This window comes from Kurthia sp. Dielmo, assembly GCF_000307285.2.
GTDB classification, from domain to species: Bacteria; Bacillota; Bacilli; order Bacillales_A; family Planococcaceae; genus Kurthia; species Kurthia populi.
On sequence record NZ_HE578960.1, the window covers coordinates 67,585 to 82,356 of the forward strand.

14 protein-coding genes are annotated in these 14,772 nt (G+C 37.1%); 8 read left to right on the top strand and 6 right to left on the bottom strand.

Translation table 11 applies throughout. The features are described 5' to 3' along the window. Positions 1 to 51: 51 nt before the first annotated feature. The gene (locus KTHG_RS13875; RefSeq protein WP_139994414.1) at positions 52 to 654 is read right to left on the bottom strand and encodes a TetR/AcrR family transcriptional regulator; all 603 of its coding nucleotides are present in this window, start codon (positions 652 to 654) and stop codon (positions 52 to 54) included. A 7-nt stretch (positions 655 to 661) separates the two neighbouring features. On the opposite strand from KTHG_RS13875, the gene KTHG_RS13880 reads away from it, so the two are divergent. Then, positions 662 to 1,324, top strand: coding sequence for a hypothetical protein (locus tag KTHG_RS13880; RefSeq protein ID WP_139994416.1), 663 nt, complete (start codon positions 662 to 664; stop codon positions 1,322 to 1,324). Positions 1,325 to 1,336: 12 nt separating this feature from the next. Continuing rightward, positions 1,337 to 1,528, top strand: a complete 192-nt coding sequence (locus tag KTHG_RS13885; protein ID WP_139994418.1) for a hypothetical protein — start codon at positions 1,337 to 1,339, stop codon at positions 1,526 to 1,528. A 15-nt stretch (positions 1,529 to 1,543) separates the two neighbouring features. Here the strand turns inward: KTHG_RS13885 and KTHG_RS13890 are convergent, their stop codons facing one another. Further along, positions 1,544 to 2,770, bottom strand: a complete 1,227-nt coding sequence (locus tag KTHG_RS13890; RefSeq protein WP_139994420.1) for an MFS transporter — start codon at positions 2,768 to 2,770, stop codon at positions 1,544 to 1,546. Between the two features lie 220 nt (positions 2,771 to 2,990). On the opposite strand from KTHG_RS13890, the gene KTHG_RS13895 reads away from it, so the two are divergent. Then, positions 2,991 to 4,649 (top strand): Na/Pi cotransporter family protein, encoded by a 1,659-nt coding sequence (locus tag KTHG_RS13895; RefSeq protein WP_139994422.1) that lies wholly within the window; start codon positions 2,991 to 2,993, stop codon positions 4,647 to 4,649. A gap of 125 nt (positions 4,650 to 4,774) precedes the next feature. On the opposite strand, the gene KTHG_RS13900 is transcribed toward KTHG_RS13895, so the two are convergent. The 3 genes from KTHG_RS13900 to KTHG_RS13910 are packed head-to-tail and all read right to left on the bottom strand — an operon-like array spanning position 4,775 to position 7,658. Next, positions 4,775 to 5,587: an ABC transporter ATP-binding protein gene (locus KTHG_RS13900; protein ID WP_139994424.1), complete on the bottom strand. Its 813-nt coding sequence runs from the start codon at positions 5,585 to 5,587 to the stop codon at positions 4,775 to 4,777. A 14-nt stretch (positions 5,588 to 5,601) separates the two neighbouring features. Continuing rightward, positions 5,602 to 6,657: a FecCD family ABC transporter permease gene (locus KTHG_RS13905; protein WP_139994426.1), complete on the bottom strand. Its 1,056-nt coding sequence runs from the start codon at positions 6,655 to 6,657 to the stop codon at positions 5,602 to 5,604. Beyond that, positions 6,654 to 7,658 carry a FecCD family ABC transporter permease gene (locus tag KTHG_RS13910; RefSeq protein ID WP_139994428.1) on the bottom strand — a complete coding sequence of 335 codons (1,005 nt, stop codon included), beginning with the start codon at positions 7,656 to 7,658 and terminating at the stop codon, positions 6,654 to 6,656. The genes KTHG_RS13905 and KTHG_RS13910 overlap by 4 nt, the downstream gene beginning before the upstream one ends. 170 nt (positions 7,659 to 7,828) lie before the next feature. On the opposite strand from KTHG_RS13910, the gene KTHG_RS13915 reads away from it, so the two are divergent. Continuing rightward, positions 7,829 to 8,812, top strand: a complete 984-nt coding sequence (locus tag KTHG_RS13915; protein ID WP_255512474.1) for an ABC transporter substrate-binding protein — start codon at positions 7,829 to 7,831, stop codon at positions 8,810 to 8,812. 232 nt (positions 8,813 to 9,044) lie between these two features. Further along, positions 9,045 to 9,578 carry a GNAT family N-acetyltransferase gene (locus KTHG_RS13920; RefSeq protein WP_186439619.1) on the top strand — a complete coding sequence of 178 codons (534 nt, stop codon included), beginning with the start codon at positions 9,045 to 9,047 and terminating at the stop codon, positions 9,576 to 9,578. A gap of 28 nt (positions 9,579 to 9,606) precedes the next feature. Here KTHG_RS13920 and KTHG_RS13925 read toward each other — a convergent pair whose 3' ends face one another. Next, the gene (locus KTHG_RS13925) at positions 9,607 to 9,837 is read right to left on the bottom strand and encodes a hypothetical protein (protein WP_126989081.1); all 231 of its coding nucleotides are present in this window, start codon (positions 9,835 to 9,837) and stop codon (positions 9,607 to 9,609) included. Positions 9,838 to 10,202: 365 nt separating this feature from the next. Between KTHG_RS13925 and KTHG_RS13930 the strand changes: the two genes are divergently transcribed. The 3 genes from KTHG_RS13930 to KTHG_RS13940 all read left to right on the top strand — a co-directional run bounded on the left by KTHG_RS13930 (position 10,203) and on the right by KTHG_RS13940 (position 14,765). Next, complete coding sequence (locus KTHG_RS13930) at positions 10,203 to 11,174, top strand: restriction endonuclease (protein ID WP_139994432.1); 972 nt, start codon at positions 10,203 to 10,205, stop codon at positions 11,172 to 11,174. A gap of 256 nt (positions 11,175 to 11,430) precedes the next feature. Continuing rightward, complete coding sequence (locus KTHG_RS13935) at positions 11,431 to 12,081, top strand: DMT family transporter (RefSeq protein WP_370362777.1); 651 nt, start codon at positions 11,431 to 11,433, stop codon at positions 12,079 to 12,081. Between the two features lie 158 nt (positions 12,082 to 12,239). Further along, positions 12,240 to 14,765: a YfhO family protein gene (locus KTHG_RS13940; protein WP_139994434.1), complete on the top strand. Its 2,526-nt coding sequence runs from the start codon at positions 12,240 to 12,242 to the stop codon at positions 14,763 to 14,765. Positions 14,766 to 14,772 lie beyond the last annotated feature (7 nt).

Sequence of the window (14,772 nt, forward strand, 5' to 3'; positions counted from 1 at the left end):
GTGTTTTGTCCCCAGCCACTTTTTTATGCTTTTTCAATTAACTTTTCAATGTCAATAACATCGCCAGGCAGTAACCCCATTGCTTTTGCTGGGCCCATTCACGATAATACCAAGTACCCCTTTTGCGAAAAATCCCGGTGTATATTCTTCGTTTGAATCCATCCAATATTGTGCAAAACCCAAACAAATCGATACGATAATTGGCAAAAATAATTCACGTGGCACATGCTTATTTAAGTCTGGTGATAAGGGCTGTACAATCTCTGTAAAAACATAACCAAACAATTCTGTTAAACGTTGTTGAATACTAATGATACCTTTTGTTTTAAATAAAATATCTAGTACATCACGTTCATCTCGAAAACATTCAAATATTTGAACAAGTGTCGGATAACGTGTTGAAATAAAATTATCAAACGTCGGTGCATCCAGTAAATTTGATTCGATAATATCGCGCATTCTATCAATAATTTCTTCCTCGTAACTATCTAGCATGGCATATTTATCAACATAATGAAGATAAAATGTTCCGCGATTAATATCAGCACGTTCTGTAATATCCAAAATAGTCATGGCTTCAAAACCTTTTTCATTCATTAATTCTAGGCATGCTTGACGAATTGCTTCCCTTGTTTTACGTTTTCGACGATCCATTGAAGCGATGTTAAAAAAAATCTCTTCTCAGTTAAATGCAAATATTAGCGCGCAAATGCTATCAAAAATGCAAGATGCTACAGATACTATGTCTAAAGAGGTATCCGCTCAGCTTGAACAAATGATAAAAATGCAGACTCAGGCCGCGCAAGCACAAGCAGCTCAATCAGGACAACAAGCGCCGACAAATGATGCAGGTGCACAGCTCGCAAAATTAAGTACACTGATTTCACCTGTACAGCCTGAAAAAGTAACATTACTTGCTAATCCAATTGAAACAAAGGTAACGAAAGTGAATAGAGCAGGTGACCTTGCCTCTGTCCCTTCAGCTGTTTTTGTTGCTGTATGGATTTCAAGCTTACTTGGTGCCTTAATGTTTTACTTTGCCGGTAATAAACGTGAATTTACAGGTCGTAAAGAATTAACGACTTTCCAAGTAATTCAGTCATTGTTACCAATCGTTTATGGCTTCTTTACAGGCTATGTGGCTACTTGGTACTCAACGTGGATTTTAGATTATCAATTTGAATCCTTTAATACAGTAGCGCTATTTATTTCAATTGCGGTCATTGCTTATGTCTATATGATGCTTGCTACAGTTTCTTGGCTAACAACGTCAAGTATTGCCATCTTTGGTTTACTGATTTTCTTCGGTTTACCATTGATCTAGCTCGCACTAGAAATGATTCCAGACTTTTATCGTGACTATGTTTTACCTTGTCTTCCAATGCGTTTCTTAATTGAAGGCTTAAAAGATATTTTATTCTTCGGTAAAGATTGGATGAACCACTATACAAGTATTTTACTTGGCATTGGCGGCGTATCGCTCATTATTTTATGGATGAAAAATATACTCAAAAAACCTGCTAAATAACTGAAAAGGAGTTCGCTACATGCGAACTCCTTTTTTTCTTGTGATAAACACAACAATGATAATAAATACAGCTAATAAAATGCCGATAAACGACAGCACCGCATAATCACTATAGTTTACAATAACACCTGATAAAATCCCTGCTAATGACCCAAATACAGCAATCAAAACATCAATACGACTTTGAACTTTTGGTCGCTCTAATGTATTTGTACCATCAACAACCGCTGTTGTGCCACTAATTAAGCCAAAATTCCAACCAATTCCTAGTAATGATAAGCCTAGTGTCAGTAGTAGAACGGAATCTGTCGGTGCAAGCATTGTTGTCATAGCTGCTAATCCAAGCACAAATCCCGCTATAAGCGCCATTTTATGTGTCCCTATCTTATCTACAAGTGTACCTGTTATAAGCGAAGGCAAATACATTGAAGCAATATGGAAACTAATAACGAGGCCAATAGCATTAACACTATGCTGATGATGCTGCATATGAAGTGGTGTCATTGTCATTATCGCTACCATAATAATTTGTGTCATAACCATCACAAAGCCACCTAAATAAATAAGTCCTTGATTATGTATGCCTTGCTCTTCAATCGGTGCTTCAATCGCAATATCACGTGCTAATATGTATGGATCAGGCTTCAAAAAGAAATATAAGATAAAACCGGCAGCGAAAAATGCCCCCGCTGCTAAAATAAAAATGCCTGCTAATTCAGGAATATGTAAAAAAATCGCTATATGACTCATGACACCAACCATATTAGGGCCAAGAACTGCACCAAATGTCGTCGCTACCATTGCCATACTTACAGCAGTTGCACGCTTATGTGGTAATGCTAAATCCGTCCCCGCATAGCGCGCCTGTAAATTAGTTGCTGTGCCCGCTCCGTAAATAATCAATGCGAAAAAAAGAAGCCAAATATTTGTTAATACGGTTGCTAAAATAATAAGTAATGCCCCTATACCACCTAAAAAGAAACCAGTCGCAAGTCCTAATCGGCGTCCACTACTCGCCGTAATGCGCCCAACAAGTAATGCAGCACCTGCGGAACCTATTGTGAATAATGCGGATGGTACACCTGCATATTTCTCCGTCCCAAGCATCTCTGCAGCGATTAGCGAGCCCACTGTAATCCCTGCCGCAAGCCCTGCGCCACCAAGCATTTGTGAAAAAATAACTGTACGAATTGTATGTTGATAAACCTTCTGTACAGCTGGACTATCAAGTTGCCTTGTCATTTTATTACCTCCATCTACTCATTTAAAATTCTTAAACTCTTTTTTAATGATTATATATAAAAAAGCTACCTCTATTAGAAATAATAACTAATATTGTCGAATTTATAGCGAATAGATTACAGTAATATTTGAGTTATGTAAAGAGAATGTAAACCACATTTACAAAAGGATTAATACCTCGCATGATAGAAGAGAAATAAGAAATGAAGGGAATTACGTTATGGATGTTAATGTGCAGGAAATGATTTTTCAGTTTTTAGGTGGCTTGGGCTTATTCTTATTCGCCATTAAATTTATGGGCGATGGCTTACAGAAAGCTGCAGGAGATCGTTTACGCGATATTCTCGATCGCTTTACGACAAACCCTTTTATGGGTGTACTAGTAGGTATGCTTGTAACGGTATTAATTCAGTCTAGTTCAGGGACAACGGTTATTACAGTTGGTCTTGTAAGCGCTGGCTTTATGACATTACGTCAAGCCATTGGTGTTATTATGGGTGCCAATATCGGTACAACTGTAACGGCATTTATTATTGGAATTGACGTAGGCGAGTATGCATATCCAATTATGGCAGTAGGTGCCGTCTTACTCTTCTTCTTTAAAAAGACGAGCATTCAAAATATTGGACAAGTTATTTTCGGTTTTGCTGGTTTATTCATTGGTCTAGAAATGATGAGTAATGGAATGAAGCCTTTACGCGATTTCCAACCATTTATTGATTTAACAATTCAAATGTCAGACTTACCTATTTTAGGTGTTGTTGTCGGAACAATTTTCACATTAATTGTTCAATCATCATCTGCTACAGTTGGGATTTTACAAGGCTTATATGCTGAAAATCTGATTCCGCTGCATGGTGCACTGCCTGTACTATTTGGTGATAATATCGGAACGACGATTACAGCCATTCTAGCTGCGTTGGGCGCAAGTGTCGCTGCGCGTCGTGCGGCTGCTACGCATGTATTATTTAACTTAATTGGTACCGTCATCTTTATGATTCTACTAACACCATTTACAATGTATGTTGAATGGATTTCTGGTGTTTTAAATCTAGAAAATAAAATGCAAATTGCCTTTGCACACGGAACATTTAATATTTTAAATACGTTAATCCAGTTACCGTTCATTGGTGCACTTGCTTGGATTGTTACAAAACTTATTCCAGGTGAAGATACAGCGATTGAACATAAACCTAAATATTTAGACGAAAATCTTTTAACAAAATCTCCTGCTGTAGCACTTGGTCAAGCTAAAAAAGAAGTGCTACGCATGGGTGAATATAGTGTACAAAGCTTATCAGAAGCGTTAAATGTATTAGAAGATAAAAATATGAAAGCCATTCAAAATGTGGAACAGCTTGAAATGGCCATTAATAATTTAGATCGTAAAACAACGGCCTATTTAGTACAGCTATCCAAGCAATCTCTATCAGGTAATGATTCAGACTTACAGCATAATTTATTTGAAAACATTCGTGATATTGAACGAATCGGTGACCACGTCGAAAACATTGTAGAATTACTGCAATTTAAAGACAATAATAAAATCTGGCTAAGTGACGAAGCATATGAAGAGCTTGTGACCATGTATAAATTAACAATGCAATCGGTAGAAAAAGCATTACAAGCAGTAGACACGCATGATACAGAGTTTGTCCAAGCTGTATATGCCGATGAAGAGCGAATTGACAATATGGAGCGTACATTACGTAAACGCCATATTCGTCGCTTAAACGAGGGTCTTTGTTCGCCTACTGCTGGTATCGTCTTTGCTGATATCATTAGTAATTTAGAACGTATTGGAGATCATGCAAAAAATTTAGCAGATACTGTCGCAACAAAGCAGCAGTTAGCACAACAACAAACACATAATCAATAAGAAGCTTAAAACAACCACTCCTATGAATACAAGAAAAACCGGAATCGCACCACAGCGCGATTCCGGTTTTTCGTTGCGAACACTTAAAAAGGAACATGACGTATTTTGTCCCAGTCACTTTATTTTTACACTTTATTTAGTTGTTGTATTACGCGCCCCTTACCAAAAGGCAAACACATCGGCGTCCCAAATAGAGGGTCCGTCATCATTTGACATTTTAAATCAAAAACATTTTCGACAAGCTCAGCCGTCATTATATCCTCGGGCTTTCCTTGTTCAAAAATCGTACGGTCTTTCACTGTAATAATATGATCGGCATAACGACAAGCGAGGTTAATATCATGCAATACCATAATAATGGTACGTTGCTGTGTACGATTTAACTCAAATAATAAATCTAAGACATCGATTTGATGTGTTAAATCTAAATAGGTTGTTGGCTCATCTAATAAAATAATATCTGTATCTTGCGCAAGTGTCATCGCAATCCATGCACGTTGTCGTTGTCCACCGGATAATTCATCAACAATTTTATGTTGTAAGTCATACATTCCAGTCGATTTCAGTGCATTCATCACAATTTTTTCATCTTGCTCTGTCCATTGTTTACGCCATGTTTGATGAGGATAGCGCCCCTGCTTAACGAGCTGTAAAACCGTTAATCCTTCTGGTGCTACAGGAGACTGAGGTAAAATTGATAGTTTTTTCGCTACCTCTTTTGTGGATAGATGAAAAACATCTTCCCCGTCTAAGAGGACGGCCCCGTTTTTCGGCTTTAATAAGCGGGCTACAGAACGCAATAGCGTTGATTTCCCACAGCCATTTGCGCCGATTAATACCGTTATTTTATTCATCGGAATGGCTACACTTAACTCATCGATAATCGTAGTTGCTCCGTAGCTAAGTGTTAATTTTTCAGTTACTAAGGATTGTGCCATGAAGCACGCCCTCCTCATTTCTTAGGATTTTTAAATAATAAGTAAATAAAATACGGTGCCCCAATTGCAGCAGTAAATACACCCGCTGGTACTTCAAGTGGGCTAAATGCTGTACGACCAATAATATCCGCAATGACCACTAGGAAACAGCCAATTGCGGCACTCATTGGAATCAATAATCCAAAGGCTGAGCCGACTAAACGGCGAGCAATATGTGGCGCCATTAATCCAACAAAGCCAATTGCGCCGGTAAATGCAATGGCACTACCAACTAAACATGCACTTAGTACAATTAAGCCGAAACGCAGTTTTTGTACTGATTGTCCCAAGCTCATCGCTGTATCGTCGCCAAAATCCTGTACATTCAAATGGCGCACAACAAAAAAAGTAATAAATAATAACACAATAATAACTGGCACCATAATGACGACTTCATTCCAGTCCGTACTCGACACACTACCGATTAACCATTTCTGTACTTCACTTGCTAAATAAACCGGCCCCATTATCATTAACATCGTCGTAATTGCTTGTAAAAATGTCGCCACCCCTAAACCGATTAATACTAAACGAGTAGAAGTAACACCGTCTTTCCAAGCCAATAAATATACTAAAAAGCCTACTAGCATTGCACCAATAAATCCTGCAAGTGGCAGCCAACTAATGCTAACCGTTAAAGAATGGTCTGTATTACTAAATATCGTTAAAAAGCCAACAACTGCAGCACTACCACCCGCAGAAATCCCAATAATATCTGGTGAGGCTAATGGATTTTTAATCATCCCTTGTAAAATTGCCCCCGCAACAGCTAATGCCATACCCGCAAAGGCAGCCACTAAAATACGTGGCAAACGAAAATCAACGACTAATAATTGATTGTAAGCATCGCCCTGACCTGTAATTGCCTGTAGCACTTGCCACGGATTAATAAAAGAATCACCAAACGATGCACTGAATATAACTGCTATTAATGCAAGGCAAGCTACGAGCATTGTTCGGCGAGCGGCATGCATATCAACTAAAAAGGATACTTGTTCCTTCCAAAAACGAATGACTTTTAATTGCTTCATACTTTTTTACCTCCCTTACGTGCAAGGTAAATAAAGAATGGTGTCCCGATAATCGCTGTCATTACACCTACAGGTACCTCACGCGGCATAATAATATATCTTGCGCCAACATCAGCTAATAATAATAAAATCGCACCAAGTAATGCCGCAGCAGGAATCAACCAACGATGATCCTGACCAATTATTTTTCTCGCAATATGCGGTATAACAATACCTACAAAGCCAATTGGCCCTGCAACGGCTACACTACCCCCTGCAAGCAATACCGCAATCAGACCAACAAATAACTTAATTAGGCCAATACGTAAGCCAAGTCCTCTGGCTACATCGTCGCCTAATGCCAATACATTCATTTTCCCTGAAATTAGTACAGCACCTAACCAGCCAATCGCTAAATAAGGTAATACGGATAATAAAATTTCGAGCTTACGTCCTTGTACAGAACCGGCTAGCCAAAATAAAACTTGATCCATTTCTGCTTCATTCACTGCTAAAAGTCCTTGTGTATACGATGCAAACATAGCGCTAATCGCCGCACCCGCTAATGTAATCTTCAATGGACTTGATGCATCTCGTCCAACTGAGCTAATGCCGTAAACAGCTGCCGTTGCAATAGCTGCACCTGTAAAAGCAATCCACGCAAATGATTGTAAGCTTTCTACATGGAAAAATACGAGCGCAAACACAACCGCAAATCCTGCACCAGCATTAATTCCTAAAATCCCTGGAGAAGCTAAGGGATTTTTCGTCAATGTTTGCAATAATACACCGGTAATCGCAAGAGAGGCACCAACACTTGCGGCAATAAGTGCACGTGGAATACGGACATCCTGAATAATGATATGTTCGTTTGAATTATCAAAATTCGTAAATGATTGGATCGTTGTTTGTAAAGACGTATCTGCATAGCCAAATAAAATACTAAGACTCATTGCGACAACGACAGCCACGATCATTGCTATTAATCCGATGACTTTTGCAAGATTTTTTTTCAAAATCATTATGTAATTCCCTTCCCAACGAGATAAAGTTTCTAATTCTGACAATTTTTCATTGACATTTATCTGTTGACATTCTATGCTTAAAAAGCTTTCGAGAGCTAGTTGAAAACGATTATCAATTTCAGCTAATTTGATTTTATTATTCTATCACAATTATTGGAGGGAAAAAAGTGCAAAATTTTTCGAAGATTTTTATGTTATTATTTACTGCATTAACCGTTATTGTATTAGCTGCTTGTGGTAACAATGACAAAACGAACGATACATCAAGCGACAAAAAAGACGACAGTACATATACAATTGAGCATGCAATGGGCTCTAGTGATATTAAAGGTGAACCAAAACGTGTTGTTGTCTTAACAAACGAAGGTACAGAAGCACTATTAGCATTAGGTGTAAAACCTGTAGGTGCTGTACAATCATTTTTAGGTGACCCTTGGTATGACCATATTAAAGACAAAATGGACGGTGTGGAAGTAGTTGGTCAGGAAGGCGAAGTCAACATTGAAAAAATCGCTTCATTAAAGCCTGATTTAATTATCGGGAACAAACTTCGCCAAGAAAAAGATTATGCAAAATTAAGCAAAATCGCACCAACTGTCTTTTCTGAAACATTACGTGGTGACTGGCAAGAAAACTTCAAGCTTTATGCGAAAGCATTAAATAAAGAAGCTGAAGGTACAAAAATTCTTGATGACTACACTGCTCATGTAGAAGAAGTAAAAACAGCATTAGGCGATAAAACAAATCAAGAAATTTCAATTGTACGTTTCATGGCAGATACAACACGTATCTACTATACAGACTCGTTCTCAGGTGTTATTTTTGACCAATTAGGCTTTAAACGTGTTCCTGCACAAGCTGAATTATTTGAAGCAGATGCAAAATTAGGGAACTTAGCAATTGAAGTAGGTAAAGAATCAATTCCTGATATGGATGGGGATTTACTGTTCTACTTCACTTACTTACCAACAGGTGATGATTCTGCATCAAAAACAGAAAAAGAGTGGACAAGCGACAAACTGTGGAAAAACTTACATGCTGTAAAAGACGGTAATGCACATAAAGTGGACGATGCTATTTGGAACACAGCTGGCGGGATTTTAGCAGCGAATATTATGTTAGATCAAATCAAAGAAGTTTTAACTAAATAATAAAGTTCTAGCGATTCGAAGCATACAAAAGAGGCTGGGACATACATGTAAAAACAACTGCTCCTATGAGCATAAGAAAAACCGGAATCGTGCGGTGGCGCGGTTCCGGTTTTTCGTTGCGAACGCTAAAAAGAGAAAATAACGTGTTTTTCCCAGTCTCTTTTTTATTTTTTAAGTATGTACCCGCTTAAATCGGGAATAGATTAAAAAGCGACATAATGAGGTGATGATAATGAAAACACTCGAAACCACACGTCTCTTATTGCGGAAAATTACGTCTACAGATATGAACAATATTCAAAAATTGGTAACAGATGATGATGTTACAGCGCTGTTAGATTGGGATGCTTCGCCTTCACAAAATGACAATCAACACTTTTTAGCTACGCTATTACAAAAATATACCCAAAGTAATGTAGCTTGGGCGATTTTGTTAAAAGAAACAGACGAATTTATCGGTGTTATTGAATTTAGCGATTATCGTCATGAAGAAAAAATTACCGATATGCACTGTGTTATTGCAAAACAATATTGGCGCAATGACTATGCAAGTGAAGCAACACAAGCGATTATTCGCTATGGTTTTTCAGAATTGAAGCTAGAACGAATTCAAGCGAGTTATTTTGCGGAAAACATTCGTTCTGAACGTGTACTTCAAAAAGCTGGTTTATTTTACGAAGGTACACAGCGACATGGGAAATTTGCAAAAGGACGTTATCATGATATAAAGCTTTATGCCATTTTACGTAGTGATTTTGGTTATTAAAAAAGGAGGCCCATTATAGGGTCTCCTTTTAAAATTGCGTCATAGCGATTACACATAAAATAAAAACAAACGCCGTAATTGCTAATCCGCCTATCATTTTATGCCCTTTTCTTAACTCACTAATGCCTGTAACAACTAATGCCAAGCTAAAGAAAAGGAGCATCCAATTTTGAAATCGGAAATCACTCGTAATCAGACCATATGTTGCAAAACTTATCGCGACAATTGTAAAAACGACACGTAAAATCATTAAAATCACAGGTTGCACCCTTTCTTCAATTGCCTTTAGCATAGCGAATATGACACTTTTTTTCAATTATTATCCAATGTCAAATTGCTTTGTAGCTTCTGGCTCTTTTTTTAATGGGTGGTCTGCTTGAATAAAAGACCTATTAAAGGCAAAAACCAGTATTTCAATCGGCATCATAGATGAGGAAATCATGCCAAAAATCCCATTCACACGCACAAGCTGATCCTCAGACCCTAGCTTCCAATTTCCCTCCAATAGAACATCCGTTCATCCTATTGAAAATTCAATCATCTGATAATTCAATTTTCAGTAGACGTTTACAGACACTCTTTTTGTGGCATATAAATTACAAAATAGGAGAGGACGATGTCATAATGCAAAAATGGTGGATGATCCGTGCGGGTACAGACAATGAACTTATTCCATCATGGTTACGCGAAGGAATCGTATCCATTGGCTGGGCGGATTTAGGTGACCCAGCACTCTACCCTACAAAAGAATCATTATTCGTAAAGGCAGACCGCGTTTATTTAGACAATAAACCGCTAACACGTCATAGTTGGGTCAATCAAATTTGGCGATTTTATCAAGAAATTGAAATTGGAGACCGTGTTGTTTCATACTCAAAGGAGCATCGTGAGTATATTATTGGTACGATTAAAAGTGAAGCAACTTATCGTTATACAGACGATAACTCTTATCCAAATGAACGACAAGTTGCTTGGGAATCGACGCGTATTTCTAGACACACTTTAACGCAAGCAGCAAAAAATAGCTTAAGTTCGGTGCTAACCGTTTTTCGTATCGATGCTTGGGGGCAGGAGCTTGAGAATGCCCTACATGGAACAATTGCGAGTACATTACATAATCCCGAACATGAGGATATTGACGTGCTCCTACAAGAATTACAAACGCAGGCACAGGCGATGATTGAAGATAAAGTAGATGCGCTAAATCCATGGGATATGCAGGATTTAATAGATGGCCTTTTGCATGCTCTCGGATATTCAACTAAAGTTGCTGATGAGGGCATTAATTTACTAGCCTTTAAAGATACATTAGGCTTTGAAAAACCAATTATCAAAGTCGCCATTCATCACCGTACACAGGTAGCGGGCTCTGAAGAAATTCGTCATCTACTCGGTGCACACCCACTAGAAGCAAATAGTCTTATTGTGTCCACAGGCGGATTTACAACGAGTGCCTTGAGGATTGCCCAACAAAATAATGTCAAAGTCATCGATTTAGAACAGCTTGTACAGTTAATTGTACAAACCTATGAAAAACTACCAAATACAACACGCGCCCTACTACCATTACGAGCCTTTTATTTGCCAGAAGGCTAAAATTTAACAGAATTTTTTGATATAATTAAAAAACTATATGGAATAGAAGGTGATTCATCATGTTCATCTCAATGGCACCGCCAGTAAACGCGACTCTTTCAGCTAACTAAAACGAGTCTGCGTCTTCGTACATCGCAGACTCAAAAAAGGAGTACGCGATGAAAACATTTCTACCATTTATTTTATCAATGGCTATCTTCGGTACAATTGGTGTCGTTATTCGTCTAATCGAACTTGCTTCAAGCAAACGTGCATTTTGGAGCAGTCTAATCGGCAGCATTTTTCTGTCAATCATTTTGCTACTAATGAAAAACGTATCCATTTTACGTTTATTTTCCGACATGCTGGCATTCTACTGCTGTCTGCGATTGCACTAAGTGGCAATTGGATTTTTCTTTATCAATCGTATGATTATACATCTATCAGCAATGCCACATTAGCTTATTATTTTGCACCTGTATTTGTGTTACTTCTAGCTCCCTTTTTATTAAAGGAAGCTTGGACAGTTAAAAAAGTGCTGTGCATCATTATTGCGCTATTCGGGATGATACTTATCGTTGGCGCAAGCTTTAACAGTATTATGGACGAACAACTTGGATTATTGTATGGCTTTGCTGCAGCAGCCTTTTATGCGACGCTCATGCTCGTTAATAAATTTACTACTGAAATCGATAAGTTAGAGCTCACCGTTATTCAATTAACACTAGCTGCCATTGTGTTAGGCATTTATGTATCACTCACAGACGGTTTTCATATTGCGATGCTTAGCTATGTCGATCCACTTGTGGCAATTGTTATCTTTGTGTGGCTTTTACACGAACCTATGACCATAGCGCAACTAATGGGTGCTGTTCTTTTACTAGGTTCAACGTTGATTAGTGAATTAAAATTCAAAAAAAGAATATAAATAAAAAATCCAAGGAATTGAATTCGTTGGATTTTTTTATTTAAAGACATTCCGCTCTCTTTTTATAACATTTTTTTGTTAATTTATCGTAATTTTCCATTTAATTTAACAATTAAATGGAAAATTAATGTTATGATTATAGTGAAAGGGGTAAAATCATGAAAAAATATTATCTACTAACTTTTGTAGGAGCACTTCTCTTATCCATTATTGGTCATGGTTTTTATTTATGGAAATGGACGCAAGGATATTTAATGGTTGGCTTTGGAGACGGGCTTTCACAAATGCTTTTTTTTAAGCAATTTATTTTAGAACACTATCAACAAGGAAATTGGGCTTACGCTGAAAATTTCGGCTTCGGTGGTGGCATCTTTTCACAGTTAAATTACTACTTTTCAACAAATATTTTTCTCATCCCTTGGTATATAATTTTTAGTATATTACCAATTAAAACAAGCGTTGAAACCTGGGCCCTACTTCTTATTCCAATGAGTATTATTAAACAAATAGCGATTTTTTATGCATGCTTTTATTTTTTGAATTACTTTACTAAAACACATGCTGCAGCCTTTTTAGGTGCTGTTGTTTATATGTTTAGTCCATTTTTCTTCAAAAATCAAGTTCTGACGGATAACCTAACCGATGTGTTATTTTGGGTTCCTCTACTGCTTATTGGTGTTGAACGAATTATTCGACACCAGTCACCAATATTTTTTATTATTTCGACAGCACTTCTTCTCATTAGTAACTTTTACATATCTTATGTTGTATTAATCATTACCGGAATTTATATCTTATTACGCCTATTTCTCCATATCACAAATAATGAACGCCAAAAGAAACAACAAATTAAATGGTATATACTAGGCAGTTTATTAAGTTTTGGTATTAGTTGCTTCTCTTTTATTCCGGCGGTTATTAGTTATCTTCATAATAATCGTCCAGCCTATGAACAAAGTATTCCCTTCTATGCATTGAATACAGAATTACTATTAAGTGAATCGAAAACGTTGTGGCTACCTATCTTTATTGTGATTTTTCTTTTACTCCGTCCACTTTATCAACATCGCGCATTTAAACTGTTCGCATTCATTAGTATTCTTGGAACTGTATTATATTTCAGTCCATTTATAGGGAGCCTATTTAATGGTTTTTCAGCACCAAACACGCGTTGGACACCAATTATCACACTAGGTTATGCTGGTCTTACTGCTATTACAATTGAAAACTTAAACATTCTTCATAAAAAGCAATGGTTTTACGCTACCATTACTGTTACAGTTATTTTTCTTTTAACCATTTTGTTAACAAATACGCATTTAAACTTTTTATCTATTGTAGCCTTAATTTGGGCACTTATTTCTATCGGTTTATTTTTAACAAAAAAACGCACCTTTTTAATTAGTAGTTTGATTATTATAATGGTCTTAGTTTATAGTAATTTCTTTCAATCCAACTTATATTCCCATACAGAACTTTCTACAAAAGAGTATCTAACATCCGACAAATATATGCCGACACAAGACACTTCTGCATTCGATTATATTAAAAATCACGAATTAAATGACACTGTTCGAACAGATTGGTCAAATGTATTCCGAGAAAATATGACCTCCCTTATGCCGATTAACGGTTTTAGTTTATATTCTAGCATTTCAAATGGCCCTATTATGGATATGTACATGCGCGATTTGCAAATTGATACAGGGCGTGAAAGTCTAAGTCGCTATCGTTCATTAGGTGATCGAACAAATTTAATGGCGGCCTTCCAAAGCCAATTTTATATGCGTCATTCAACATACAAAAACATTCCTTACTTATATGAAAATGTTCATACATCAAAGAATTTTACACTGTATGAAAACCAAAAATTATTACCCGCATTTCGTGTAGTAGATTCTTTTTATAATGAGGAAGCATTACAGCTCGAGTCAACACTTGCAAAAGAGCATGCACTTTTACAAGGAGCAATTACAGATGATGGCACTACGCCCTTGCCAACTACAAATACTATTAGACCTACTTCCATTACATTACATAATGGAAAATGGAAAAAGGATAGATTAATCGTTCCTCGCAAGAAGAATGAGGGTGAAATACTCATTCAGCTGCCGAAGATAGAGAAAATAGAGACATTATACGTTCAAATGACGTTATCTCCAATTAAACGCTACAAAAAATTCACATTAAAAATCAATGATTACGAAACAAGTCGACGAAGCAACTATGCAAAATACAAGACAGGCTTCAATGACCTAACTTTCGCCATACCAGCAAGTGACCTAGTCAAAATCAAATTACCGAGTGGTAAGTACCATTTAACAAACCTGCGTATTTACGGTGAAGATTATAAGACGTTAGATGCGGCATACAAGGCGGCAAAAAAAGCAGATTTCACTTGGGATAATGCCGATGCTTCTGGCACAGTTACCGCAAAAAAAGATGACCTATTAGTGACACCCATTCCATATGAGCCGGGCTGGCATATTACACTAAATAATGAAAAAGTGGATGCCAAAAAAATAAACTATGCCTTTATTGGCATTCCACTACAACAAGGTCAAAATCAGATAACAATGCATTATGCACCACCCTATTGGTCTATCGTCTGGCCGATATCTGTTGTATCTTTAATATTACTTGTTGCCTTGATTTTATGGCGCAAAAAAAGTAGCGCAAATTAAGCGCTAC

Coding starts and splice junctions, on each gene's coding strand:
- KTHG_RS13905 (WP_139994426.1), bottom strand. CDS start 6,657: ATGAAGCAATTAAAAGTCATTCGTTTTTGGAAGGAACAAGTATCCTTT.
- KTHG_RS13920 (WP_186439619.1), top strand. CDS start 9,045: ATGAAAACACTCGAAACCACACGTCTCTTATTGCGGAAAATTACGTCT.
- KTHG_RS13885 (WP_139994418.1), top strand. CDS start 1,337: ATGATTCCAGACTTTTATCGTGACTATGTTTTACCTTGTCTTCCAATG.
- KTHG_RS13910 (WP_139994428.1), bottom strand. CDS start 7,658: ATGATTTTGAAAAAAAATCTTGCAAAAGTCATCGGATTAATAGCAATG.
- KTHG_RS13930 (WP_139994432.1), top strand. CDS start 10,203: ATGCAAAAATGGTGGATGATCCGTGCGGGTACAGACAATGAACTTATT.
- KTHG_RS13875 (WP_139994414.1), bottom strand. CDS start 654: ATGGATCGTCGAAAACGTAAAACAAGGGAAGCAATTCGTCAAGCATGC.
- KTHG_RS13900 (WP_139994424.1), bottom strand. CDS start 5,587: ATGGCACAATCCTTAGTAACTGAAAAATTAACACTTAGCTACGGAGCA.
- KTHG_RS13895 (WP_139994422.1), top strand. CDS start 2,991: ATGGATGTTAATGTGCAGGAAATGATTTTTCAGTTTTTAGGTGGCTTG.
- KTHG_RS13880 (WP_139994416.1), top strand. CDS start 662: ATGTTAAAAAAAATCTCTTCTCAGTTAAATGCAAATATTAGCGCGCAA.
- KTHG_RS13890 (WP_139994420.1), bottom strand. CDS start 2,770: ATGACAAGGCAACTTGATAGTCCAGCTGTACAGAAGGTTTATCAACAT.
- KTHG_RS13940 (WP_139994434.1), top strand. CDS start 12,240: ATGAAAAAATATTATCTACTAACTTTTGTAGGAGCACTTCTCTTATCC.